The 23,517-nt window shown below is 67.5% G+C and carries 22 protein-coding genes; 5 read left to right on the top strand and 17 right to left on the bottom strand.

Translation table 11 applies throughout. From position 1 onward, the window contains the following. Window positions 1-33 precede the first annotated feature (33 nt). The 7 genes from kdsA to AB4851_RS22195 all read right to left on the bottom strand — a co-directional run bounded on the left by kdsA (window position 34) and on the right by AB4851_RS22195 (window position 9,258). Window positions 34-888 carry a 3-deoxy-8-phosphooctulonate synthase gene (kdsA, locus tag AB4851_RS22225; protein WP_414451463.1) on the bottom strand — a complete coding sequence of 285 codons (855 nt, stop codon included), beginning with the start codon at window positions 886-888 and terminating at the stop codon, window positions 34-36. Beyond that, entirely contained in the window at window positions 885-2,546 is a 1,662-nt protein-coding gene (locus tag AB4851_RS22220; protein WP_414442503.1) for a CTP synthase, read from the bottom strand. The genes kdsA and AB4851_RS22220 overlap by 4 nt, the downstream gene beginning before the upstream one ends. Before the next feature lie 222 nt (window positions 2,547-2,768). Then, on the bottom strand, window positions 2,769-3,581 hold the full coding sequence (locus AB4851_RS22215; RefSeq protein ID WP_414451462.1) for an alpha/beta fold hydrolase: 813 nt from the start codon (window positions 3,579-3,581) through the stop codon (window positions 2,769-2,771). Window positions 3,582-3,797: 216 nt separating this feature from the next. Then, window positions 3,798-6,305 carry a ComEC/Rec2 family competence protein gene (locus AB4851_RS22210; RefSeq protein WP_414451914.1) on the bottom strand — a complete coding sequence of 836 codons (2,508 nt, stop codon included), beginning with the start codon at window positions 6,303-6,305 and terminating at the stop codon, window positions 3,798-3,800. Between the two features lie 161 nt (window positions 6,306-6,466). Further along, window positions 6,467-7,255: a TatD family hydrolase gene (locus tag AB4851_RS22205; protein WP_414451461.1), complete on the bottom strand. Its 789-nt coding sequence runs from the start codon at window positions 7,253-7,255 to the stop codon at window positions 6,467-6,469. A 4-nt stretch (window positions 7,256-7,259) separates the two neighbouring features. Continuing rightward, window positions 7,260-7,985, bottom strand: coding sequence for a lipoprotein-releasing ABC transporter ATP-binding protein LolD (gene lolD, locus AB4851_RS22200; protein WP_414451460.1), 726 nt, complete (start codon window positions 7,983-7,985; stop codon window positions 7,260-7,262). A gap of 19 nt (window positions 7,986-8,004) precedes the next feature. After that, window positions 8,005-9,258 carry a lipoprotein-releasing ABC transporter permease subunit gene (locus AB4851_RS22195; protein ID WP_414442508.1) on the bottom strand — a complete coding sequence of 418 codons (1,254 nt, stop codon included), beginning with the start codon at window positions 9,256-9,258 and terminating at the stop codon, window positions 8,005-8,007. 345 nt (window positions 9,259-9,603) lie between these two features. On the opposite strand from AB4851_RS22195, the gene AB4851_RS22190 reads away from it, so the two are divergent. The 5 genes from AB4851_RS22190 to AB4851_RS22170 all read left to right on the top strand — a co-directional run bounded on the left by AB4851_RS22190 (window position 9,604) and on the right by AB4851_RS22170 (window position 16,454). Continuing rightward, window positions 9,604-10,719 (top strand): regulator, encoded by a 1,116-nt coding sequence (locus AB4851_RS22190; protein WP_414451459.1) that lies wholly within the window; start codon window positions 9,604-9,606, stop codon window positions 10,717-10,719. After that, window positions 10,716-12,410, top strand: coding sequence for a single-stranded-DNA-specific exonuclease RecJ (gene recJ, locus AB4851_RS22185; RefSeq protein WP_414451458.1), 1,695 nt, complete (start codon window positions 10,716-10,718; stop codon window positions 12,408-12,410). Before AB4851_RS22190 ends, recJ begins: the two co-directional genes overlap by 4 nt. Window positions 12,411-12,596: 186 nt before the next feature. Beyond that, window positions 12,597-13,701, top strand: a protein-coding gene (prfB, locus tag AB4851_RS22180) for a peptide chain release factor 2 (RefSeq protein WP_414442511.1) whose coding sequence is annotated in 2 segments (ribosomal slippage) — window positions 12,597-12,677 and window positions 12,679-13,701 — 1,104 coding nt in all. Because the reading frame shifts where the segments join, the coding sequence is not laid out codon by codon here. 176 nt (window positions 13,702-13,877) lie between these two features. Then, window positions 13,878-15,407: a lysine--tRNA ligase gene (gene lysS, locus AB4851_RS22175; RefSeq protein WP_414451457.1), complete on the top strand. Its 1,530-nt coding sequence runs from the start codon at window positions 13,878-13,880 to the stop codon at window positions 15,405-15,407. Between the two features lie 333 nt (window positions 15,408-15,740). Next, window positions 15,741-16,454: a glycine zipper 2TM domain-containing protein gene (locus AB4851_RS22170; RefSeq protein ID WP_414451456.1), complete on the top strand. Its 714-nt coding sequence runs from the start codon at window positions 15,741-15,743 to the stop codon at window positions 16,452-16,454. 114 nt (window positions 16,455-16,568) lie between these two features. Here the strand turns inward: AB4851_RS22170 and iscX are convergent, their stop codons facing one another. The 10 genes from iscX to AB4851_RS22120 all read right to left on the bottom strand — a co-directional run bounded on the left by iscX (window position 16,569) and on the right by AB4851_RS22120 (window position 23,437). Beyond that, window positions 16,569-16,775 (bottom strand): Fe-S cluster assembly protein IscX, encoded by a 207-nt coding sequence (gene iscX / locus AB4851_RS22165; RefSeq protein ID WP_414442514.1) that lies wholly within the window; start codon window positions 16,773-16,775, stop codon window positions 16,569-16,571. Between the two features lie 27 nt (window positions 16,776-16,802). Next, window positions 16,803-17,144, bottom strand: coding sequence for an ISC system 2Fe-2S type ferredoxin (gene fdx / locus AB4851_RS22160; RefSeq protein ID WP_414442515.1), 342 nt, complete (start codon window positions 17,142-17,144; stop codon window positions 16,803-16,805). A gap of 77 nt (window positions 17,145-17,221) precedes the next feature. After that, a complete protein-coding gene (hscA, locus tag AB4851_RS22155; protein ID WP_414451455.1) occupies window positions 17,222-19,090 on the bottom strand; it encodes a Fe-S protein assembly chaperone HscA in 1,869 nt (622 codons plus the stop codon). Window positions 19,091-19,163: 73 nt separating this feature from the next. Next, window positions 19,164-19,691 carry a Fe-S protein assembly co-chaperone HscB gene (hscB, locus tag AB4851_RS22150; RefSeq protein WP_414451454.1) on the bottom strand — a complete coding sequence of 176 codons (528 nt, stop codon included), beginning with the start codon at window positions 19,689-19,691 and terminating at the stop codon, window positions 19,164-19,166. Window positions 19,692-19,785: 94 nt separating this feature from the next. Beyond that, a complete protein-coding gene (gene iscA / locus AB4851_RS22145; protein WP_206125547.1) occupies window positions 19,786-20,109 on the bottom strand; it encodes an iron-sulfur cluster assembly protein IscA in 324 nt (107 codons plus the stop codon). Window positions 20,110-20,221: 112 nt separating this feature from the next. Beyond that, window positions 20,222-20,632: a Fe-S cluster assembly scaffold IscU gene (gene iscU, locus AB4851_RS22140; protein ID WP_414442518.1), complete on the bottom strand. Its 411-nt coding sequence runs from the start codon at window positions 20,630-20,632 to the stop codon at window positions 20,222-20,224. Between the two features lie 52 nt (window positions 20,633-20,684). Next, window positions 20,685-21,908: an IscS subfamily cysteine desulfurase gene (locus tag AB4851_RS22135; RefSeq protein WP_414442519.1), complete on the bottom strand. Its 1,224-nt coding sequence runs from the start codon at window positions 21,906-21,908 to the stop codon at window positions 20,685-20,687. A gap of 75 nt (window positions 21,909-21,983) precedes the next feature. Continuing rightward, window positions 21,984-22,520 (bottom strand): Fe-S cluster assembly transcriptional regulator IscR, encoded by a 537-nt coding sequence (gene iscR, locus AB4851_RS22130; RefSeq protein WP_414442520.1) that lies wholly within the window; start codon window positions 22,518-22,520, stop codon window positions 21,984-21,986. A 123-nt stretch (window positions 22,521-22,643) separates the two neighbouring features. Continuing rightward, complete coding sequence (locus AB4851_RS22125) at window positions 22,644-23,126, bottom strand: low molecular weight protein-tyrosine-phosphatase (RefSeq protein ID WP_414451453.1); 483 nt, start codon at window positions 23,124-23,126, stop codon at window positions 22,644-22,646. 95 nt (window positions 23,127-23,221) lie between these two features. Next, window positions 23,222-23,437 carry a hypothetical protein gene (locus tag AB4851_RS22120; protein WP_414442522.1) on the bottom strand — a complete coding sequence of 72 codons (216 nt, stop codon included), beginning with the start codon at window positions 23,435-23,437 and terminating at the stop codon, window positions 23,222-23,224. Between the last annotated feature and the right edge of the window lie 80 nt (window positions 23,438-23,517).

The following is a 23,517-nucleotide window of genomic DNA, read 5'->3' as shown; positions in this document are numbered from 1 at the left end:
ACAGACGCCTGCCACCGCCGCCAAGTTCATGCATTAGTTGAAATCGTTTTCCAGGAACGGCGTGCGCTTGACCGCCGCGTCGAGCGTGACGAGCGTCTCGAGCAGCGCGGCCATGCGATGCAGCGGCACGGCGTTCGGGCCGTCGGACTTCGCCTCGGCCGGGTTCGGGTGCGTCTCCATGAACAGCCCGGCCACGCCGGTGGCCACGGCCGCGCGTGCGAGCACCGGCACGAACTCGCGCTGGCCGCCCGAACTGGTGCCCTGCCCGCCCGGCAACTGCACCGAGTGGGTGGCGTCGAACACGACCGGCGCGCCCGTTTCGCGCATGATCGCGAGCGAACGCATATCGGACACGAGATTGTTGTAGCCGAACGAAACGCCGCGCTCGCAGGCGAAGAAGCGATCTTCGGACAGGCCGGCTTCGCGGGCCGCGGCGCGCGCCTTGTCGATCACGTTCTTCATGTCGTGCGGCGCGAGGAACTGACCCTTCTTGATATTGACGGGCTTGCCCGAGCGCGCGCAGGCGTGGATGAAATCGGTTTGCCGACACAGGAAGGCCGGCGTTTGCAGCACGTCGACCACCGACGCCACCGGCTCGATTTCCTCGATGCCGTGCACGTCGGTCAGCACCGGCAGGCCGAGCTGGCGCTTGACTTCGGACAGGATGCGCAGGCCTTCGTCCATGCCCGGGCCGCGGAACGAGGTGCCCGAACTGCGGTTGGCCTTGTCGAACGACGACTTGTAGATGAACGGGATGTTCAGCTTCGCGCAGATTTCCTTGAGCCGGCCCGCGGTGTCGATCGTCATCTGCTCCGATTCGACGACGCAAGTGCCGGCGATCAGGAAGAACGGCCGATCGAGGCCGACTTCGAAATCGCCCAGTTTCATGCTTTCACTCCGGCACGCGCCTGCTGATTGGCCAGCGCGGCTTCGACGAACGACTTGAACAGGGGGTGACCGTCACGCGGCGTGGACGTGAATTCCGGGTGGAACTGGACACCGACGAACCACGGGTGCATCGAGCGCGGCAGCTCCATCATTTCCGGCAGATCCTCGCTCGGCGTGCGGGCGCTGATCACGAGGCCGCCGGCTTCGAGCTGGGGCACGAAACCGTTGTTGACCTCGTAACGATGGCGGTGACGTTCGTTGACGTCGGCGCCATAGATTTCCTCGGCCAGCGTGCCGGCCTTGATCGGGCAGCGCTGCGAGCCCAGGCGCATCGTACCGCCCAGATCCGATCCTTCCGTGCGCTTTTCCACTTTGCCTTCGCGATCGTGCCACTCGGTGATGAGGGCGACCACGCGGCTCGGCGTTTCCGGATCGAATTCGGTGCTGTTGGCGCCCTTCAGGCCGACCACGTCGCGTGCGAATTCGATGACCGCGAGCTGCATGCCGAGACAGATACCGAGATACGGCACGTTCGCTTCGCGCGCATAGCGGATCGCCGCGATCTTGCCTTCGGTGCCGCGACGGCCGAAACCGCCCGGCACCAGCACGGCGTCGAGGTGCTTGAGGCTGTCGACGCCGTTGGTTTCGATTTCCTCGGAGTCGAGGTATTCGATGTTGACCTTGGTCGACGTGTGAATCGACGCGTGACGCAGCGCCTCGATCAGCGACTTGTACGATTCCGTCAGCTCGACATACTTGCCGACCATGCCGATCGTGACTTCGTGCTTCGGGTGCTGCAGGCGATCGACCAGCGAGGCCCACATCGAGAGGTCGGCGTCGTTCGGCGAGAGCTTGAGCTCTTCGCAGATGATCTTGTCGAGGCCCTGATCGTGCAGCATCTGCGGGATCTTGTAGATGCTGTCGACGTCCCACACGGAAATGACCGCGTCTTCCGGCACGTTCGAGAACAGCGAGATCTTCTGGCACTCGTCGTCGGGGATGCGGCGATCGGCACGGCACAGCAGCACATGCGGCAAAATGCCGATTTCGCGCAGCTTCTGCACGCTGTGCTGGGTCGGCTTGGTCTTCAGTTCGCCGGCCGTCGCGATGAACGGCACCAGCGTCAGGTGCACGAAGCACGCGCTGTTGCGGCCCATGCGCAGGCTCATCTGACGTGCGGCTTCGAGGAACGGCAGCGATTCGATGTCGCCCACCGTGCCGCCGATTTCGACGATCGCCACGTCCGGCTCGCCGCAGGTGGCCGACGCCGCGCCGCGCTCGACAAACGCCTGGATTTCATTGGTGATGTGCGGAATGACCTGGACCGTCTTGCCCAGATAATCGCCACGGCGTTCCTTGCGGATCACCGACTCGTAGATCTGACCGGTCGTGAAGTTGTTGGCCTTGCGCATCTTCGTGCTGATGAAGCGCTCGTAGTGGCCGAGGTCGAGATCGGTTTCCGCGCCGTCTTCCGTCACGAACACTTCGCCGTGCTGGAACGGGCTCATCGTGCCGGGGTCGACGTTGATGTACGGATCGAGCTTGAGGAGGGTGACTTTTAGACCGCGCGACTCGAGGATCGCGGCGAGAGAAGCGGCAGCAATTCCCTTGCCGAGGGAAGAAACTACGCCGCCGGTGACGAATACATATTTGGTCATCGCTGAATGCTCGCGGGAAAAACGGATTATACCGTAAAGACCGTGCATCTCTGAGCAATTGTGGACCGATCGCGCCCTATCCTTGCCCTGTGCGGCGAGGCGGCCGATGGCCCGTTTCGGCACCTGCGCGCCGGCTGTCCCGACGCCGCGCGAGCGGCCGGGAAGGCGTGCTGCGGCAGGCTGTCCCGCGCCTTTGCACGCCGCCTCGCGCCACGCCGGCTGCTATGCGGCGGCGCCGGCCGAACGCAAGGTATTCAGCATGCGCTGCAAGGCGCGTGCGGTTTCCAGCGGGTGCTCCATCGGGAACAGATGCGAGCCTTCGAGCCACTCGATCCGGCCGTGCGCGATACGCCGCGTGGCATCGAGCCCGACCTGCCGCACCTCGCGCGAACGCGTGCCGGCCAGGAAGCCCACCGGCACCGGCGCGCCGTGCGCAAGCCGCGGCCCGAGCGTGTGCGGCAACGTCCGATAAATCATGTACTCGATCTCGCGGTCGAACGCGAGCCGCCGCTCGCCGGACGCATCCGTCTGCGGAATGCCGTGATCGACGTAGTCGGCCAGCATCCGCTCGTCCCAGCGCGCGAACGCCGGCTTCTCGCGGAAATGCCGCCAGACCTCGTCGCGGCTGGCCCAGCGCGTGCGCCGCTTACGGGTGGCCGCGGCCGGCGAGAGCCGCTCGTCGAGGCCGGTCCACTGGCTCACGCGCAGCGCGCTGCTGCGCCAGCCCGCGATCACCGGCGAATCGAGCATGACGACGCCGCGCACCCATTGCGGCCTCTTGAGCGCCGCCATCAGCGACAGATACCCGCCGAGCGAATGGCCGACCAGCCAGACCGGCCGCTCGTAGCGCTGGCCGATCGTCTCGACCAGCTCGTCGACGAGATGCGGCCAGTCGCGCGTGACGGGATAGCGCCGGTCGTGACCGATCCGCTCCAGCGTGCGGATCTCGTACTCGTCGGCCAGCTCGGCGAACAACGTCCGGTAGGTCGAGGCGGGAAAGCCGTTCGCATGCGAGAAATGGAGGATGTCCTTCAAGTGAGCGGTGTCTCCTGTGTTCGGTTCGGGGCACGGCAGACAAGGCTGCGCGACGATGCCGGACGAGCATAGCGCGTCCGTGCGGCCATATCGCACAATGCGCCGGGGCGCACCGGGCCGCGTGCCGGGTCATTTTCGAAATGAGGCGATAAGCGTTTGATTTTTATCGAATCCTTTCGATCGACCGCGCTTCGATGGTTCCCTCTACTCTCGCCCTCATCGATCCATCCAGTAGCGCCGGTGGCGGTCACGGTAGCGCAGGATCGGCAATGCGTCGGGAGCGTCGGGAGCGTCGGGATCGTTCAGCATGACCTCCACCTGACCGTCGCGATCGCTGCGCGCCAGCGGAATGCCGCGTTCGGCAAAACGCGCCCAGACAGTCGGATGCGGATGCCGGAAACGGTTCGCATAACCGAGCGGAAACCACGCGGTGCGCGGCCCGACCGCATCGACGAACGGTTCCGACGACGACGTGCGGCTGCCATGATGCGGCACCACCAGCACATCGGCCGCCAGCGCCGCGCGGTCGCCGGCCAGCAGCACGCGTTCGACGCGCGTGTCGATGTCGCCTGTCAGCAAGGCCGCGTGGCGGACCGCCGAGACGTGCAGCACGCAAGATTGCGCATTCGCGCTGCCGGCCCGCACCCCGCCCTGCGGCCACAGCACGGCAAAACGCACGCCATCCCACTGCCAGTGCTGCCCGGCCGCGCAAACGAGCCGGTCGGCCACGCCGGCATCCTTCGCCTGACGCCACAGCCGGTTGCCGGGCGGCAAGCCGCCCGCGAGCTGCGCGACCGGCAACGCGGCGAGCACGGCCGGCGCGCCGCCCGCGTGATCGGCATCGGCGTGGCTGATCATCAGCACGTCGAGCTTGTCGATACCGCGCGCACGCAGGAACGGCACGACCACGCGCTCGCCCGCACGCGTGGACTCCTCACCCGGCCCGGCATCGAACAGCAGCCGGTGATGCGCGGTTTCGACGAGCACCGACGTGCCCTGCCCGACATCGAGCATCGTCAGCCTCGCCGCGCCCGCTGGCGGCCCCTGCGGCGCGGGCAGCGCGAACGGCAGCCACGCGAGCGGGGCCGCGAAACGCAACAGCCAGCCATGCGGCATCAGCATCCATCCGCCGCCGATCAGCGCGGCGGCCAGTGCGAAGCCCGACGGCGGCGCCATCGTCAACACCGAGCGCTCGGCCGGCCCGAGCGCGTCGAACACGCCGAACAACGCCGCGAGCATCGCGTGCGCCGCATGAAACGCCAGCGCATCGAGCGGCGCCGGCAGCACCACGCCGGCCAGCACGACCGGCGTGACGAGTGAGCCGACCCACGGAATCGCCAGCGCATTGGCCGCCATGCCGCCCAGCGGGATCTGCCCGAACCAGACGACGCCGAGCGGCACCATCCAGAGCGTCACCGCGTATTGCACGCGCGCGCCGCTGGCGATCCCGTGAGCGAGGCGCGCAACCCAACGCCGCGAATCGATGGCGCGACGCGGCTGCGCAACACCCATATCGGCATCGGCGGCCAGCGGTTCGCCCTCCCGCCGATGCCGCCGCCGATTCGTGCGCCCCGACACCGCGAACAGGATCACCGCAACCGCGCCGAACGACAGCCAGAACCCCGGCAGCAGCACCGCCCACGGATCGGCGATCAGCACGCCGGCAAGCGCCATCGCCAGCGTGGCCGACGGCGGCACCGCACGCCCGGCCAGATAGGCGAGGCAGGCCGTGCTCAACATCCACCAGGCGCGCTGCGCCGGCACGTTGAAGCCGGCCAGCGCGGCATAGCAGCCGGCTCCGGCGATCGCCGCGCACGCGCCGGCGTACTGGGCCGGCACGATCAGCGGCAACGGCATGCCGCGTACCGCCGCGCGCCGCCACCACGCGGCCACGCCCCAGCCGGCCAACGCCCCGACCATACCGATATGCAGCCCCGAAATCGCCACCAGATGGCTCGTACCGGTGGCGCGCAGCGAGCGGCGGTCGGCTTCGGTGATGTCGTCCTGCGCACCGATCGCCAACGCGATCACGATGCCCGCATGCGGCGCCCCGGCCAGCACCGTGCGGACCCGCTCGCGCAGCGCGAACCGCAGCCGATCGACGGCGTCGCGCGGTGTGCGAGGCCCCGCATCGAGCCGTATCGCGTCGCGCGGCGCGGATACGTAGCCGAGCGCGCGCACGCCTTGCGCCAGCCACCCGGCCTCGGCGTCGCGCACGCCGTCGTTGGCCGCGCCGTGAGGTCGCTTCAGGCGCACGCGCAGCCGCCAGCGCTCGCCAGGGCGCATCGGCGGCGGTGGCACGGCGTCGCCACCGCGCACGATCCACGACAAGCGCAAGCGCGCCGGAAAGTGTGCGAGGCCCGTGTCGTGACCGTCGACGTCGAACACGAAACGCATGCCGTCGGCGTCGCGCGCGGGCAGCCCGCGCACCGTGCCGGTCACGATCGCATCGCGCCGCATCCATTCGGCCGGCAAGGTATCGGCGAGCCGCCAATGCGCGCGCACGGCAGCGTAGGAAAAGCCGGCGAGCAAGGCCAACGCGAGCGCCGCAGGCACACACGCCCGCCCCGCCCAACGGGTAGGCCCGACAAACAGCACGAGCACGAGCGCGATCAGCAGCCCCACCGCCAGCCCCAAGGCCGCCAACAAGCGCCATTCCGGCAAGCTCGCCTGCCGCTGCAACAGCACGACGCCGAGCGCAAACGCGATCCAGATTTCCCGCATCGCCACCTCGTGATGACGCGCCGCGAACACGACGCCAAGCACGGACGATTATGGGGAAGAAAGGCAGCCGCGAACCGTCGAAACGATCACGCCGGCCGAAGGGAATAGAGCGATGGGAAAAAACCGAAACGCGTGCAACCGAGCAGGCAACTCAGGCGCCATCAAGCCAGCGCGGCGCGCAAACGCGGCATCGCCGCATGGGCATTCTCGGTGGTCGCGCGCGCCATGCCGGCAACGTCGCTGCCGCGCAGGGCCGCCATGATCTCGCCGATACGCGGCACCTGATCGGGCGTGTTGCGCTGCTTGTAGCGCCATTCGGGGGCGATGTCGGGCGCATCGGTTTCGACCACCAGCGCCTCCAGCGGCAGTTGCTCGGCGAGCCGCCGGATCTGCCGCGCCCGCTCGAACGTCACGTTGCCGCCGAAGCCCAGATGCAGGCCCTGCGTCACGAACGCCTCGGCCTGCTGGAAGCTGCCGTTGAACGCATGCGCGATGCCGCGCCGCACGCCGAAGCGCCGCAGCCCCGCCAGCACACGATCCTGCGACTTGCGCACATGGCACAGCACCGGCAGATCGAATTCGCGCGCCAGCTTCAGTTGCTCGGCGTAGAAGTGTTCCTGGCGCGGGTTGTCGAGCCCGTCGACGAAGTAATCGAGGCCGATCTCGCCGATCGCGACGAAGCGCGGATCGTCGAGGCTGGCCTCGATCTCCATGCGCAGGCGGTCGAGGTCATCGTCGCCCGCGGCCGGCGTGAACAGCGGATGGATGCCGAGCGCGTAACTGCCGCCGGCGGTGCGATGCGCCAGCTCGCGCACCGTATCGAAATTGCCCGCGCCGACGCTTGGAATCACGATGCCCGACACGCCCGCCTCGGCCGCCGCCAACGCCACCGCAGCGCGGTCCGCGTCGAATTCGCCGGCGTCGAGATGGCAGTGCGTGTCGATCCACATCGCGTCAGGCCGGCACCGCCGGCTCCTCGTGCAGCACGCCGTCGCGCAGCCGCAGGATGCGGTCGCAGCGGCCGGCCAGTTCCAGATCGTGCGTGACGATCACGAAGCTGGTGTCGAGCGTTTGCGACAGTTCGAGCATCAGGTTGAACACGTTGTCGGCGGTCGAGCCGTCAAGGTTGCCGGTCGGCTCGTCGGCCAGCACGCAGGCCGGCTTGGTGACGAGCGCGCGCGCCACCGCCACGCGCTGGCGCTCGCCGCCCGACAGCTCGCCCGGACGGTGCTTCGCGCGATGGCCGAGGCCGACGCGTTCGAGCATCTCGCGCGCCGCGTGATGCGCTTCGGCGGCCGCCAGCCGGCGGATTCGCAGCGGCATCGCCACGTTGTCGAGCGCCGAGAATTCCGGCAGCAGATGGTGGAACTGATAAATGAAGCCCAGCGCGCGATTGCGCAGGTCGTTGCGTTCACGCTCGGCGAGCCGCGTGAACGGCTTGCCGAGCAGCGACACCTCGCCCGTGCCCGGCTCGTCGAGCCCACCCAGCACGTGCAGCAGCGTGCTCTTGCCCGAGCCCGACGCGCCGACGATCGCGAGCTTCTCGCCGCGATGCACGGTGACGGACGCCTCGGCCAGCACGCGCACGTCGAGCCCGCCCTGCTGGAACGATTTGGTGATGCCGCTCGCTTCGAGCACGGTTTCGCGCATGCGCGGATTTCCTTGATGGTTCGAGTTCATGGCCTGTTGCGCGCCCCGCTCATTCGTAGCGCAGTGCTTCGGCCGGGCGGACCTTGGCCGCGCGCCAGCTCGGATACAGCGTCGCCACCGACGACAGCACGAATGCGATCAGGCCGATCTTGATCACGTCGCCGGCCACCAGCTCCGACGGCAGTTCGCTGATGAAATACACCGACGGCGGCAGGAACTGCACGCCGAACAGATGCTCGATCATCGGGATCAGCCACGGAATGCTCCAGGCGATCAGGCTGCCGAGGCCGACGCCCGCGAGCGTGCCGACGAAGCCCACCGTCACGCCCTGCACCACGAAGATCTTCATGATCGAGCCGGGCTGCGCACCGAGCGTGCGCAGGATCGCGATATCGGCCTGCTTGTTGGTCACCGTCATCACGAGCGACGACACCAGATTGAACGCCGCGACCGCGATAATCAGCGTCAGGATGATGAACATCATGCGCTTCTCGATCTTGACGGCCGAGAACCACGTCTTGTTCTGCTGCGTCCAGTCGCGGATATACAGATCGCCCGACAGCGAATGCGACAACTGCACGGCCACCTCGGGCGCGCGCTGCATGTCCTTGAGCCGCAACCGCACGCCGGTGGGCGCGGGCAGGCGGAACAGGGTTTGCGCGTCGCCGATGTCGATCATCGCGAGCGTGCTGTCGTATTCGTAGTGGCCCGATTCAAACACGCCGACCACCGTGAACTGCTTCAGGCGCGGCAGCATGCCGGCCGGCGTGATGGTGCCTTCCGGCGCGACCAGCGTGACTTTATCGCCCACACCCACGCCGAGATTGCTGGCCAGCGCAGTGCCGAGCACGATGCCGAACTGGCCTTGCTGCAGGGCCGCGAGCGAGCCGGCCTTCATGTCCTTGCTCACGTCGGACACCTGCGGCTCCCGCACCGGATCGACACCGCGCAGCAATACGCCGCTCACCGCATCCTGGCGGGTCAGCAAGGCCTGCGCCTCGACGTAGGGCGCCGAGCCGATCACTTCGGGATTGCGGCGCGCTTCGTCGGAAGTCAGTTGCCAGTTCGGCATCGAACCGGTGGGCGAGAAGATCTCGACGTGCGCGAGCACCGACAGCATGCGGTCGCGCACCTGCGTCTGGAAGCCGTTCATCACCGACAGCACCACGATCAGGGCAGCCACGCCGAGCGCGATGCCGAGCATCGAGACGGCGGCGATGAAGGAGATGAAACCGTTGCCGGTCGTGCGTTTGCCGGCGCGCGTGTAGCGCCAGCCGATCTGCCATTCGTACGGGAGTTTCAAGCGGGTCCTTTTTACGTGTTGCGGCGGGCGTCGCCGGCCGGGTGAGGCATCCGGGCCGGCAGCCCGGAAGGCGGCGCACCAGGCCGGGCGCCGCCGATCACGCGCGAAGTTTGCCACACATTACTTAACCGGCTCTGAAAACGAGACAGGACGAGGCGGCCTGCAACGGGCCTGTGCAAAAGCCGCCGATGCCCCGCCGGGCGGTCTTCCCGGCACGGCCGCCCGCCGTTGTCGGCACAGCCGCGCATGCTGCTGCCATGACTCGCCCGACCGCTGCCGCGCTCGCGCGGCCCGGGTCACCCCGGGCCACAAACCGCGCCGCCGGCCCAGGCCGTTTGGCCTACAATGCGCACCATCATGCGCGACCACCCTGCCCCCCGCCGCCTCCATTTCCTGCTGCCGTTCGCGCTCCCGTCCGCCGCCGATGCCGCCTTGTCACTGCGCGATCTCGCCAGCCCGGCGCTGAGCGCGCTGCTGGCCCGCGCGCGCCTGGTCGAACGGATCGCCGGCGAAGATTTCCAGCGCACGCTGCCGCACGAACGCTGGCTGGCCCAGCGCTTCGGCGCGATCGACGGCCAGACCGACGACGCCCCGCTCGCCCCCTACATGCTGCTCGCCGACGGCGGCACGCCCGGCGACGCGCCGTGGGCCTGCATCGAGCCGGTGCACGTGCAGATCGCGACCGACCACCTGGTGCTGATCGATCCGTCCTCGCTCGAACTGGCCGACGCCGAAGCCGCCGCGCTGCTCGACGTGGCGCGCCCGCTGATCGAGGAGCTGGGCGTGCGCATGCAGGCGCCCCATCCGAAACGCTGGTATGTCTCCAGTGCCTCGCTGGCCGAACTGGCCGGGGCCGCACCGCTGCGCGCGAGCGGCCGCAACATCGAGATCTGGCTGCCGCACGAGGCCCGCACGGGCGAACGCTCGCGCCTCTGGATGAAACTGCAGAACGAAGTGCAGATGGCCTGGTTCGGCCACGCGGTGAACGACGCGCGCGAGGCGCGCCGCCAGTTCAGCGCGAATTCGATCTGGTTTCACGGCCAGGGCACGCTGCGGCCGGTGCGCAGCCCGTTCGCGCGCGTGCTGTCCACCGCCTGCGCCACGCGCGGGCTGGCGCTCGCCGCGCAGGCGCCCGCCGATGCGCCGCCGGCCACGTTCGATGCCCTGGCCGCCAACCATGCCGATAACGACGACGCACGCGCCACGCTGATCGAGCTGGACACGCTGACCGTCCCGTTCATCCAGCAGGACTGGTACCGCTGGCGCGACGCGCTCGACGCGCTCGAACGCGACTGGTTCGCCCCGGCGCTCGAGGCACTGCGCGCGGGCCGGGTGCGCGAACTGAGCTTCACGCTGTGCGGCGACACCAGCGCCACGACGCTCGCCGCCACGCGCGGCGATCTCCGCAAATTCTGGCGACGCCGCGCGCTCGCCTCCCTGTTCGAAAACGCAAGCGCATGACCCGACTCGTCACCCGCTCGGCCTCGCCCGCCGACACCGAAGCCCTGGCCCGCCACGGCCTGCATCCCGTTCTCGCGCGCCTGTACGCGGCGCGCGGCGTCACCTGCCCCGAGGACATCGAAACGGCGCTGGCCCGCCTCGTGCCGCCCGCCAGCCTGAAGGGCTGCGAGGAGGCCGCCGTGCTGCTGGCCGACGCGCTCGACGCGCGCAAGCGGATGCTGGTGGTGGCCGACTACGACTGCGACGGCGCCACCGCCTGCGCGGTGGCCGTGCGCGGCTTGCGCATGCTCGGCGCGAGCATCGATTACCTGGTGCCGAACCGTTTCGAATACGGCTACGGCCTGACGCCCGAAATCGTCAAGCTCGCCGCCGCGCGCAAGCCGGACCTGCTGATCACGGTGGACAACGGCATCGCCAGCGTCGACGGCGTGGCCGCCGCCAACGCGCTCGGCATCGACGTGCTGGTGACCGATCACCACCTGCCCGGCGCGACGCTGCCGGATGCGCGCGCCATCGTCAATCCGAACCAGCCGGGCTGCACGTTCCCGAGCAAGCACATTGCCGGCGTGGGCGTGATGTTCTACGTGCTGCTCGCGCTGCGCGCCGAACTGCGCCGCCGCGGCGCGTTCACCGACGCGCGCCCGGAGCCGCGCCTCGACGGCCTGCTCGACCTGGTCGCGCTCGGCACCGTGGCCGACGTGGTGCGCCTCGACGGCAACAACCGCGTGCTGGTCGCGCAGGGCCTGCAGCGAATCCGCAACGGCCGCATGCAGCCCGGCATCGCCGCGCTGTTCCGCGCCGCCGCGCGCGAGGCGCGCAGCGCCTCGGGCTTCGACCTGGGCTTCGGCCTCGGGCCGCGCCTGAACGCGGCCGGCCGCCTGTCGGACATGTCGCTCGGCATCGAATGCCTGACCACCGACGACGTCGGCCGCGCCTGGGACCTGGCGCAGCAGCTCGACACAATGAACCGCGAGCGCCGCGAGATCGAGGCCGGCATGCAGCAGCAGGCGCTGGCCGACCTGGCGAGCGTCGATCCGGCCGAGGCGGCCACCATCGTGCTGTTCAATCCCGAGTGGCACCAGGGCGTGATCGGCATCGTCGCCGGCCGGCTCAAGGAGAAGTTCCACCGCCCGTCGTTCACGTTCGCGCATGCCGACGAGAGCGGCGCGCGTGTCAAGGGCTCCGGCCGCTCGATCCCGGGCTTCCATCTGCGCGACGCGCTCGATCTGGTCTCGAAGCGCGAGCCGGATCTGCTCGTCACGTTCGGCGGCCACGCGATGGCGGCCGGCGTCACGCTCGAAACCGACAAGGTGCCGCGCTTCGCCGCCGCGTTCGAGGCGGTGGCGCGCGAATGGCTGTCGGCCGACACGCTCGCGCGCGTAGTCGAAACCGACGGCGACCTGGAGGATGCGTACTTCACGCCGCAGTTCGTCGAGCTGATCGATGCTGCCGTCTGGGGCCAGGGCTTTCCGGCCCCGCTGTTTTCGGGAGAATTCGAGGTGGCCTCGCAGGCGCTGGTCAAGGACAAGCACCTGAAGCTGCAACTGCTGCGCGGCCGCCAGCGCTTCGGCGCGATCTGGTTCAACCACACCGAGCCGCTGCCGGCGCGCGCGACCGTCGCCTACCGGCTGGCGAGCGATACCTGGAACGGCGTCACGCGCGTGCAACTGATCGTCGAGCACGCCGCCTGAAGCGGCGCGGCGGGCCGCCCTGCCCGCCGCAGCGCCCGCCGGCCGCCGATTCATCGCCGGCTCGCCATCGATCCGTCGCTCATTTCCACACCTTCCGCCGCACGGCAGCCCCGCCTGGCCAACCGGAGGGGCCGCCCGATCGGCTATAATTTCGCCTTTTCACGAAGCCGAAAAAGCGATCATCACATGGAAGCGGAACGCCTCAACGCGATCGAAAGCTCTCTAGCAGACCTGCGCCGGCGCGCAGGCGAGCTACGGGGGTATCTTTGACTACGACGTCAAGTCTGCACGTCTAGCCGAAGTCAACAAGGAACTCGAAGATCCGAACGTCTGGAATGATTCGAAGAACGCCCAGGCACTCGGCCGCGAGAAGAAATCGCTGGAAGGCGTCGTGATGACGCTGACCGCGCTCGATAACGATCTCGGCGACGCCAGCGATCTGTTCGATCTCGCCCGCGAGGAAGACGACGAAGACACCCTCGTCGGCAGCGAAAGCGACGCCGCCGCACTCGAGAAGCGCGTCTCGGAAATCGAATTCCGCCGGATGTTCTCGAACCCGGCCGATCCGAACAACTGCTTCATCGACATCCAGGCCGGCGCCGGCGGTACCGAGGCTTGCGACTGGGCGTCGATGCTGTTGCGCCAGTACCTGCGCTACTGCGAGCGCAAGGGCTTCAAGACCGAAGTGCTGGAAGAATCCGACGGCGACGTGGCCGGCATCAAGAACGCCACGATCAAGGTCACGGGCGACTACGCCTACGGCTTCCTGCGCACCGAAACGGGCATTCACCGCCTCGTGCGCAAGTCGCCGTTCGATTCGTCGGGCGGCCGCCACACGTCGTTCTCGTCGGTGTTCGTCTATCCGGAAATCGACGATTCGGTCGAGATCGACGTGAACCCGGCCGATCTGCGCATCGACACCTATCGCGCGTCGGGCGCGGGCGGTCAGCACATCAACAAGACCGATTCCGCGGTACGTATCACGCACATGCCGTCCGGCATCGTGGTGCAGTGCCAGAACGACCGCTCGCAGCACCGCAACCGCGCCGAAGCGATGGCGATGCTGAAGTCGCGCCTGTACGAAGCCGAAATGCGCAAGCGTCAGGCCGAGCAGGACAAGCTCGAATCGAGCAAGACGGACGTGGGCTGGGGCCACCAGATCCGCTCCTACGTGCTCGACCAGAGCCGCGTGAAGGATCTGCGCACCAACGTCGAAATGAGCAACACCCGCGCCGTGCTCGACGGCGATCTCGACGATTTCATCGGCGCCAGCCTGAAACAGGGCGTCTGATCGTCAGGGCGGCCTCGCGCCGCCCGCCCCACGCGGCGACACCGCGCCTCGCGCGATCGCCGCGGCCCCCGCGCCCGGCCAGCCGGACGCACCCGCAGCACCGGCCCGACCGAGTTGCAGCACTCGCCGCACCTGTCACGCGCCGCACCCGTGTTACCCACCGAATTCCGACCATCATGACCGAACCGACCCAACCGCAGCAGGCAGCGCCCGCGACCGACGAAAACCAGATCATGGCCGAGCGCCGCGAGAAGCTGCGCGCGCTGCGCGAGCAGGGCGTCGCCTATCCGAACGATTTCCAGCCGACGCACCACGCCGCCGATCTGCAATCGGGCTACGCGGGCGACGACAAGGAGGCACTCGAGGCCAAGGCGCTCGAAGTCAAGCTGGCCGGCCGGATGATGCTCAAGCGCGTGATGGGCAAGGCCGCGTTCGCCACCGTGCAGGACGGCTCGGGCCAGATCCAGTTCTTCATCACGCCGGCCGACGTCGGCGCCGAAACCTACGACGCGTTCAAGAAGTGGGACCTCGGCGACATCGTGGCCGCGCGTGGCGTGCTGTTCCGCACCAACAAGGGCGAGCTGTCGGTCAAGTGCGTGGAGCTGCGCCTGCTGTCGAAGGCGCTGCGCCCGCTGCCCGACAAGTTCCACGGCCTCGCTGACCAGGAAACGCGCTACCGCCAGCGCTATGTCGACCTGATCGTGTCGCCCGAAACACGCAACACGTTCCGTGCGCGCACCAAGGCGATCGCGTCGATCCGCAAGTTCATGGCCGATGCCGACTTCATGGAAGTCGAAACGCCGATGCTGCACCCGATCCCGGGCGGCGCGACGGCCAAGCCGTTCGTCACGCACCACAACGCGCTCGACATGCAGATGTTCCTGCGGATCGCACCGGAGCTTTACCTGAAGCGGCTGGTCGTGGGCGGCTTCGAGCGCGTGTTCGAGATCAACCGGAATTTCCGCAATGAGGGCGTGTCGCCGCGCCACAATCCGGAATTCACGATGATGGAGTTCTACGCGGCCTACACCGACTACCGCTGGCTGATGGATTTCACCGAGCAGGTGATCCGCCAGGCCGCGATCGACTCGCTCGGCACCGCCACCATCCAGTATCAGGGCCGCGAGCTCGACCTCGCCAAGCCGTTCCATCGCCTGACCATCACGCAGGCGATCCAGAAGTACGCGCCCGACTACACCGATGCCCAACTGGCCGACGTGGCGTTCCTGCGCACCGAACTGAAGCGCTTCGGCGTGGATGTCGGCCAGCCGGCCTTCCTGAACGCCGGCATCGGCTCGCTGCATCTGGCGCTGTTCGAGGAAACTGCCGAATCGCAACTGTGGGAACCGACCTACATCATCGACTACCCGGTCGAGGTGTCGCCGCTCGCACGCGAATCGGACACGGTGCCGGGCATCACCGAGCGCTTCGAGCTGTTCATGACGGGCCGCGAAATCGCCAACGGCTTCTCGGAACTGAACGATCCGGAAGATCAGGCCGCGCGCTTCAAGAAGCAGGTCGACCAGAAGGATGCGGGCGACGAGGAAGCGATGTACTTCGACGCCGACTACATCCGCGCGCTCGAATACGGCATGCCCCCGACGGGCGGCTGCGGCATCGGCATCGACCGCCTCGTGATGCTGCTGACCGACAGCCCGACGATCCGCGACGTGCTGCTGTTCCCGCACCTGCGCCGCGAAGACTGAGCGAGCTGACGATGCCGGCCGGTGGGTGCGCCCACGGCCGGCATGTACCGTACATTCCGCCTTGCCTCGGGCCGCGCGTTCGCCGTGGCCCTCCCCCGCCTCCCCGCCGTCTCGTTTCGCCTTCCTTACGATCGACAGTTTTGTAACGGCACGTAAAATTTCTCCGCTGCCGTGCCCGCACCTCGCCGCGGAACAACGACCGATCCGCCTCGCCGCCGCACCCACACGAGCCGGCCAGCGGTAATCGTTACATCTTGATACGCCGGCACCGGTCGGAATGATCGACACTCATCGACAGAAAATAACGCACACGAAGTGCGCTGGAGAGCCGACATGGACAACCTCAACCCGAACCGCACACCCGCTACCGAACCACCACGCAAGCGCCTGCATCCGCTCGTCGCCACGGCCGCCGGTGCAGTGATCGTCGCCAGCCTGGCCGCCACCGCCGCCATTACCGGCGTACTGCCGAAAGCGGGCGGCTCGCCATCGGCATCCACGCCGCCGGCAGCAGTCGACACGGCCGCGCCCGCCAGCGGTGCAGCCAACAATACGGCCAACGGCCCCGGCACGCTGCAGGCGCAGCAAGCCGGCCAGCCTACGCAAGCGGTGGCGCCCGTCGCGGCAGCCCGCGCGCCCGCGCAAGCCGAACCGTCGGCCGCGCCGCAGCCGCCGCAATACGCGCAACAGCCCGCCCAACCGCAGGCCGCGATCTGCCACACGTGCGGCACCGTGGTCGCGATCACCGAAACGCGAACGGAAGGACACGGCACCGGGCTCGGTGCGGTGGGCGGCGCCGCCGCGGGCGGCCTGCTCGGCAACCAGTTCGGCAGCGGCGGCGGCCGCACCGCGATGACCATCGTCGGCGCGCTCGGCGGTGGCCTGGCCGGCAATTCGGTTGAAAAGCACCTGCGCAGCGAAACCGCGTACCACGTCCGCGTGCGCATGCAGAGCGGCGCGGAACGCACCTTCACGTACCGCAATCCGCCGCCGTTCGGCCAGGGCGAGCGCGTCCATATCGAACGGGGCACGCTGGCGGCAGGCTGATCTCGCAGGCACCACCTTCACGGTGCTACGGCGCCCGAATGCAAAACGGCCGGTTGACGTCATGTCAACCGGCCGTTTTTCTATCCCTCGCTGCGCCGCCTGCGCGGCGCACGCTCACGCGTCGTCGAAATCCGACTCGTCGATCCACAGCAACTGGATCGCTTCGAGGATCTTCTCGCCCGAGCGGTCGGGCGCATCGTCGAAACCGTCGAGATCGAGCACCCACTGGTGCAGATCGGTGAAGCGGATCGTCTTCGGATCCACGTCGGGAAACTTGTCGGCCAGCGCGATGGCAATCGCGCGCGAATCGGTCCATTTCATCGTCGCACCTCCTGATTCCGTAACGGGTCAGTGATTTTCTTTGGCGTGATTGATCGTGTACTTCGGAATCTCGACGACGAGATCCGAATTCTCCTCGACGATCGCCTGGCACGACAGGCGCGACTGCGGCTCCAGGCCCCAGGCGCGGTCGAGCAGGTCGTCCTCGTCCTCTTCGGACGGCGTCAGATCGTTGAAGCCTTCGCGCACGATCACGTGGCAGGTCGTGCAGGCGCACGATTTCTCGCAGGCGTGCTCGATCTCGATGCCGTTATCGAGCAGGTTGTCGCAGATGCTCTTGCCGGGCGTCGCATCGATCACCGCGCCATCCGGGCACAATTCGACGTGGGGCAAAACTACGAGTTGGGGCATGTTGGTTCCGTGATTCGTCAATGGCGCGCGGGGCGCGCCGTCACGCATCGCGCCCGGGGGCACGATGCCGTTCGTTCTCAGATCTCGTCGAGCTTGCGGCCCTTGAGCGCGCGGCGGATGTTCTTGTCCATGCGCCGTGCCGCGAATTCGTCGGTGCCCTCGGCCAGCGCCTTGGTCGCCGCGTCGATCGCGTCGGTGTCGTCGCCGCCCGTGAGCGCGCGCAGCGCGGCGATCAATGTGTCGATCGCGGCGCGCTCGTCGTCGTCCAGCAGGTCGGGATCAACCACCAGCGCCGCCTCGGTCGCCTCGACCACGCGTTGCGCTTCGACCTGCGCTTCGCGCAGCGCGCGGGCGCGCATGTCGATGTCGGCCGTCTTGAAGCTGTCTTCGAGCATCTTGGCGACGTCGTCGTCGGCCAGGCCGTACGACGGCTTGACCACCACCGACGCCTCGACGCCCGAATGCTGCTCGCGGGCGAACACCGACAGCAGCCCGTCCGCATCGACCTGATAGGTCACGCGAATCCGCGCCGCGCCGGCCGTCATCGGCGGAATGCCGCGCAGCTCGAAACGCGCGAGCGAGCGGCAATCGGCCACCAGTTCGCGTTCGCCCTGCACGACGTGGATCGCCATTGCAGTCTGGCCGTCCTTGAAGGTCGTGAATTCCTGCGCGCGTGCGACGGGAATGGTCGAATTGCGGGGGATGATCTTCTCGACCAGGCCGCCCATCGTTTCGACGCCGAGCGACAGCGGGATCACGTCGAGCAGCAGCCAGTCGTCGCCGTTCGCGCGATTACCGGCCAGCAGGTCGGCCTGCACGGCCGCGCCGAGCGCGACCACCTGGTCGGGATCGAGATTGACGAGCGGCGGCTGGCCGAAGAAGCGTTCGACCGCCGCGCGAATCACCGGCATGCGCGTCGCGCCGCCCACCAGCACCACGCCCTTGATGTCGGCCGGCGTGACCTGCGCATCGCGCAGCGCCTTGCGCGTGGGCGACAGCGTGCGCGAAACGAGCGGTTCGACCAGCGCGGCGAACGTATCGGCCGCGATGGTTTGCGCGATCACGGTGCCGGTCGACAGCGTCAGTTCGAACGCGGCCTGCGGCGCATCGGTCAGCGCTTCCTTGACGACACGCGAGCGGTCGAGCAGCGCACGCACGTCTTCGGCCGACAGGGCCGCGCGCTCGATGCCGGCGTTCGCCAGCACGTGCGCGAACAGCGCGTGATCGAAATCGTCGCCGCCGAGCGCCGAATCGCCACCGGCCGCCAGCACCTCGAACACGCCCTTGGTCAGCTTCAGGATCGACAGGTCGAACGTGCCGCCGCCCAAGTCGTAGACGGCAAACAGGCCTTCCGAGCCGTTGTCGAGCCCGTAGGCGATCGCGGCCGCGGTCGGTTCGTTCAACAGGCGCAACACGTTCAGCCCGGCCAGACGCGCGGCGTCCTTGGTGGCTTGGCGCTGCGCGTCGTCGAAGTAGGCGGGCACCGTGATGACCGCGCCGACCAGGTCGTCGCCGAGCGTATCTTCGGCGCGTTGGCGCAGCGTCGCGAGAATCTCGGCCGATACCTCGACCGGGCTCTTGACGCCATCGATCGTGCGGATCTGCACCATGCCCGGCGCATCGACGAAATCGTACGGTGCGTTGGCCGCGTGCTCGACCTCGGCCTTGCCACGGCCCATGAAGCGCTTGACCGACACGATCGTGTTGCGCGGATCGCTGGCCGCCGCGTCCTTCGCGGCGTAGCCGATGCGACGGCCGCCCTTCTCGAGATAGCGGACCACGGACGGCAACAGCATGCGGCCTTCGTCGTCGGGCAGCACTTCGGGCACGCTGTTGCGCACCGAGGCAACCAGCGAATTGGTCGTGCCGAGATCGATGCCGACTGCGAGGCGCCGCTGATGCGGCGCGGGCGCCATGCCGGGTTCGGAGATTTGCAGTAAAGCCATCGGTTTTATCGGTGAGGGGCGCATCGCCCCGCTTGCAACGCGCGCACCGCGACGGATCGCGGCGCGTGCGCGGTTAGTCTTCGAGACGCTCGATCTGCGTGGCCACTTCGGCGGCGACACGCTCGATGAACATCAGTTGCCGCACGGCCTCGGCCGCGCCCTGGTTCGAACCGCTGTCGAGCAGCGCCGCGAGCTTGTCGAGCCGCGCGCGCTTTTCGTCGCGCAACTCGCCGAGCAGCGCGTCGAGCGCATCGATGTTCTTCGCGCCGGCCGCATCCTCGATCGCCTCGCGCCATTCCATCTGCTGCATCAGGAACGCCGGCTCCATCGCCGTGTTGTTCTCCGCGCCGACATCGACGTCGCGCAGCGACAGCAGATAGATCGCCCGCTTCAACGGGTCGCGCAGCGTTTGATAGGCCTCGTTCGCGCGCGTGGCCCATTGCATCGCGATGCGCTTTTGCGCGTCGCCGGCCGCGGCGAAGCGATCCGGGTGCACCTGCGACTGCACGGTGCGATAGGCGGTATCGAGCGCACCGGCGTCGAGCGCGAACTGCGTCGGCAGATGAAAGAGTTCGAAGAAGCTGTCTTTCAGCGAAATCATCGCGGTGCGTTCCAACCTGATCGTGAGAGCGGCGCGAGCCGCACAAGAAAAAGGCGGCCAGTGCCGCCTGTCGCCCGCATCGAGCGGAACCGGGTCAGATGCGGAACGACTCGCCGCAGCCGCACTCGTCCTTCACGTTCGGGTTGTTGAACTTGAAGCCTTCGTTCAAGCCCTCGCGCGCGAAATCGAGCTCGGTGCCGTCGATGTAGGCGAGGCTCTTCGGATCGACCACGACCTTCACGCCGTGGCTTTCGAACACCTGATCTTCACCCGCCACGTCGTCGACGTATTCGAGCTTGTACGCGAGGCCCGAGCAGCCGGTCGTGCGCACGCCGAGCCGCAGGCCCAGCCCCTTGCCGCGTCGCGTCAGGTACTTCTGAACGTGTTGCGCTGCTTTTTCGGTCAGTGTGATTGCCATGATGTTCCTGGTCGCCCGCGCCACGCGCAGGCGTCTTCCTCGATGAACCCCGCCGCCGCGCCCGAGGCGCGGGCGGCGTACCGCGTGTCGTAAGCCTGAAGCGTGGGTACGCTCAGGCAGCAGCCTGACCGTCTTCGGCCGTGGCGTCGTGACGCTTGCGATAGTCGGCCACGGCCGCCTTGATCGCGTCTTCGGCGAGGATCGAGCAGTGGATCTTCACCGGCGGCAGCGCCAGCTCTTCGGCGATCTGCGTGTTCTTGATGGCCAGCGCCTGGTCGAGCGTCTTGCCCTTGACCCATTCCGTCACGAGCGAGCTCGAGGCGATGGCCGAACCGCAGCCGTAGGTCTTGAACTTGGCATCTTCGATCAGGCCATCGGCGCCGACGCGAATCTGCAGCTTCATCACGTCGCCGCAAGCCGGCGCGCCGACCATGCCGGTGCCGACCGCATCGTCATCCTTCTCGAACGAGCCGACGTTACGCGGGTTTTCGTAGTGATCCAGAACCTTGGTGCTGTAAGACATGATGACTCCTTGATACGTTGCGTGTGCGCGGCACCGGCCGCGCGACCTTCGTTCAGTGTGCGGCCCACTCGATCGTCGACAGATCGACGCCGTCCTTGTGCATTTCCCAGAGCGGCGACAGATCGCGCAGCTTGGCGATCTTCCCCTGCAGCAGGTTGATCACGTAATCGACGTCCTGCTCGGTCGTGAAACGGCCGACCGTAAAGCGGATCGAGCTGTGCGCCAGTTCATCGTTGCGGCCCAGCGCGCGCAGCACGTAGGACGGCTCCAGCGAGGCCGACGTGCAGGCCGAGCCCGACGACACGGCCACGTCCTTGATCGCCATGATCAGCGATTCGCCTTCGACGAAGTTGAAGCTGATGTTCAGGTTGTGCGGGACGCGCTGCTCCATGTCGCCGTTCACATAGGTTTCCTCGATCTGCGAGAGGCCGCGCAGCAGCTTGTCGCGCAGCGCGCGCACGCGCTCGTTCTCGACCGCCATTTCCTCGCGTGCGATGCGGAACGCCTCGCCCATGCCGGCGATCTGGTGCGTCGCCAGCGTGCCCGAGCGCATGCCGCGTTCGTGACCGCCGCCGTGCATCTGCGCTTCGATGCGCACGCGCGGCTTGCGGCGCACGTACAGCGCGCCGATGCCCTTCGGACCGTACGTCTTGTGCGCCGAGAACGACATCAGGTCGACCTTCAGCGTGGCCAGGTCGATCGCGACCTTGCCGGTGGATTGGGCTGCATCCACGTGGAACACGATGCCCTTTTCGCGGCAGATTTCGCCGATCGTCGCGATGTCCTGCACCACGCCGATTTCGTTGTTCACGTGCATGACCGACACCAGGATCGTGTCGGCGCGCAGCGCGGCCTTGAACACGTCCAGATCGATCAGGCCGTCGGCCTTGACGTCGAGATACGTGACTTCGAAGCCTTCGCGTTCGAGCTCGCGGCAGGTATCGAGCACGGCCTTGTGCTCGGTCTTCACCGTGATGATGTGCTTGCCCTTGCCTTGGTAGAAGTGCGCCGCCCCCTTGATCGCCAGGTTGTCCGACTCGGTCGCGCCCGACGTCCAGATGATTTCGCGCGGGTCCGCGTTGACCAGCGCCGCCACCTGCTCGCGCGCTTCTTCGACTGCGCGCTCCGCATCCCAGCCGTAAGCATGGCTGCGCGATGCGGGGTTGCCGAACTGCTCACGCAGATACGGCACCATCTTGTCGACCACGCGCGGATCGACCGGGGTCGTCGCGCTGTAGTCCATGTAGATGGGCAGGTGAGGAGTAGGGTTGTTCATCTGTCGCTCCGGGTATTCGTTCAATGCAGGGACATTCTTTTTAAATGCTGGATCTGGCGCCACGGCGTGCGGGCGTCAGGAACTCGCGATGTTGAACACCGAGTTCGGCCCGAGCGGCATCGCGCGCACGGGCTCGACGGGTGCAGCCGGTTCCGGCGCGCGGCGATCGCGCAGCACGGCGGGCGCCCCCTCGCGAGCGCGCTGCTGATCGACGAGATCCTGCAGCGACACCGAATCGAGGTATTCGACCATTTTCTGGTTGAGCGTCGACCACAGCTCGTGCGTCATGCAATGGCCGTCGGGCTGCTTGGTGCCTTCGCACGTGCCCTTGCCGCCGCATTGCGTCGCGTCGAGCGGTTCGTCGACCGCGATGATGATGTCGGCCACCGTGACATCCGCCGCGCGGCGCGCAAGATTGTAGCCGCCGCCCGGCCCGCGGACCGATTCGACGATCTCGTGCCGACGCAGCTTGCCGAACAGTTGCTCCAGGTACGAGAGCGAGATCCGCTGGCGCTGGCTGATGCCTGCAAGCGTCACCGGCCCCTGCTCCTGACGCAGTGCCAAATCGATCATCGCCGTGACGGCGAAACGGCCTTTCGTAGTGAGTCTCATAGTCGTAGGGGACAGCAATCTTGACGATTTTGGTCAAGTATAAATATCTGACGCTTTTAGTCAAGTATCCCTGTCCGGGGAAGGGGATTCAGTGAACGCTTCAGAAACGTGGCAACCGCCGGATCAAGCGCTCGCGCGGCCGCGCAGATCGGCGAGCAACCCTGCGCAGGCACGCTCGCACTGGTCGAGCACGCGCTCGAACCCGGCTGCGCCGCCAAAATAAGGGTCGGCCACTTCACGCTCATTCGCGTCGCCTGCGAACGCCATCAGCAGGCGGACCTTGTGTCGATGCTCGGCCGGGCTGCGGCGCTGCAATTCGGCCAGATTCGCCTCGTCCATCGCGAGCAGCAGATCGAAACGCGCGAAATCGGCTGCGCTCACCTGCCGCGCGCGCAGCGCCGACAGGTCGTAACCGCGCTGTTCCGCAGCCTGGCGCGCCCGCGCATCGGGCGCTTCTCCGACATGCCAGTCGCCGGTGCCGGCCGAATCGATCTCGATCACGTGATCGAGGCCCGCCGCGTTGACCTGCCGGCGCATCACGCCTTCCGCGGTGGGCGAACGACAGATGTTGCCAAGGCAGACGAAGCAGATCGAAGCGGGTTTCATCGTGCGGCCGGAAGGCGGCAAATGGCCGCGAAAACAGAAAGCGCGCCATTATACAGGCGCGCTTCGAGTCCCGTGGCAGCCCGGCTCGGCATGGCTTACAGCGACTTTACCGCTGCGATCGGCGCACCCGACGCGGCGTCGGGCACATCGCCCACCAGCCCGAACGACACCGTGCGAGCCAGCTCCGCCGACACCTGCGCGATCGGTTGTGTTTCGCTGGGGCGCGCGGCGTTCGACGCGTACAGATAGGCGGCGGCGGCAAGCGGGACGATGATCGCGAGCGGCCAGTAGATCGATATTGTCTTTCTCATGATGCGACCTCCGGTTCAAGCCTGTCGAATCCAATGTTCGACATTGACAGAACCTATTCTATAGATCGCACCTATTGAGA

It is taken from the genome of Burkholderia sp. 22PA0099, from assembly GCF_047497165.1.
Lineage (GTDB): Bacteria > Pseudomonadota > Gammaproteobacteria > Burkholderiales > Burkholderiaceae > Burkholderia.
This window is presented reverse-complemented; position numbering and strand designations above follow the sequence as displayed.

Excerpts from the sequence above, each read along its gene's own strand:
- kdsA (WP_414451463.1), bottom strand. The coding sequence starts at position 888 with ATGAAACTGGGCGATTTCGAAGTCGGCCTCGATCGGCCGTTCTTCCTG.
- AB4851_RS22220 (WP_414442503.1), bottom strand. The coding sequence starts at position 2,546 with ATGACCAAATATGTATTCGTCACCGGCGGCGTAGTTTCTTCCCTCGGC.
- AB4851_RS22210 (WP_414451914.1), bottom strand. The coding sequence starts at position 6,305 with ATGCGGGAAATCTGGATCGCGTTTGCGCTCGGCGTCGTGCTGTTGCAG.
- AB4851_RS22205 (WP_414451461.1), bottom strand. The coding sequence starts at position 7,255 with ATGTGGATCGACACGCACTGCCATCTCGACGCCGGCGAATTCGACGCG.
- lolD (WP_414451460.1), bottom strand. The coding sequence starts at position 7,985 with ATGAACTCGAACCATCAAGGAAATCCGCGCATGCGCGAAACCGTGCTC.
- AB4851_RS22190 (WP_414451459.1), top strand. The coding sequence starts at position 9,604 with ATGCGCACCATCATGCGCGACCACCCTGCCCCCCGCCGCCTCCATTTC.
- recJ (WP_414451458.1), top strand. The coding sequence starts at position 10,716 with ATGACCCGACTCGTCACCCGCTCGGCCTCGCCCGCCGACACCGAAGCC.
- lysS (WP_414451457.1), top strand. The coding sequence starts at position 13,878 with ATGACCGAACCGACCCAACCGCAGCAGGCAGCGCCCGCGACCGACGAA.
- AB4851_RS22170 (WP_414451456.1), top strand. The coding sequence starts at position 15,741 with ATGGACAACCTCAACCCGAACCGCACACCCGCTACCGAACCACCACGC.
- iscX (WP_414442514.1), bottom strand. The coding sequence starts at position 16,775 with ATGAAATGGACCGATTCGCGCGCGATTGCCATCGCGCTGGCCGACAAG.
- fdx (WP_414442515.1), bottom strand. The coding sequence starts at position 17,144 with ATGCCCCAACTCGTAGTTTTGCCCCACGTCGAATTGTGCCCGGATGGC.
- hscA (WP_414451455.1), bottom strand. The coding sequence starts at position 19,090 with ATGGCTTTACTGCAAATCTCCGAACCCGGCATGGCGCCCGCGCCGCAT.
- hscB (WP_414451454.1), bottom strand. The coding sequence starts at position 19,691 with ATGATTTCGCTGAAAGACAGCTTCTTCGAACTCTTTCATCTGCCGACG.
- iscA (WP_206125547.1), bottom strand. The coding sequence starts at position 20,109 with ATGGCAATCACACTGACCGAAAAAGCAGCGCAACACGTTCAGAAGTAC.
- iscU (WP_414442518.1), bottom strand. The coding sequence starts at position 20,632 with ATGTCTTACAGCACCAAGGTTCTGGATCACTACGAAAACCCGCGTAAC.
- AB4851_RS22135 (WP_414442519.1), bottom strand. The coding sequence starts at position 21,908 with ATGAACAACCCTACTCCTCACCTGCCCATCTACATGGACTACAGCGCG.
- iscR (WP_414442520.1), bottom strand. The coding sequence starts at position 22,520 with ATGAGACTCACTACGAAAGGCCGTTTCGCCGTCACGGCGATGATCGAT.
- AB4851_RS22125 (WP_414451453.1), bottom strand. The coding sequence starts at position 23,126 with ATGAAACCCGCTTCGATCTGCTTCGTCTGCCTTGGCAACATCTGTCGT.
- AB4851_RS22120 (WP_414442522.1), bottom strand. The coding sequence starts at position 23,437 with ATGAGAAAGACAATATCGATCTACTGGCCGCTCGCGATCATCGTCCCG.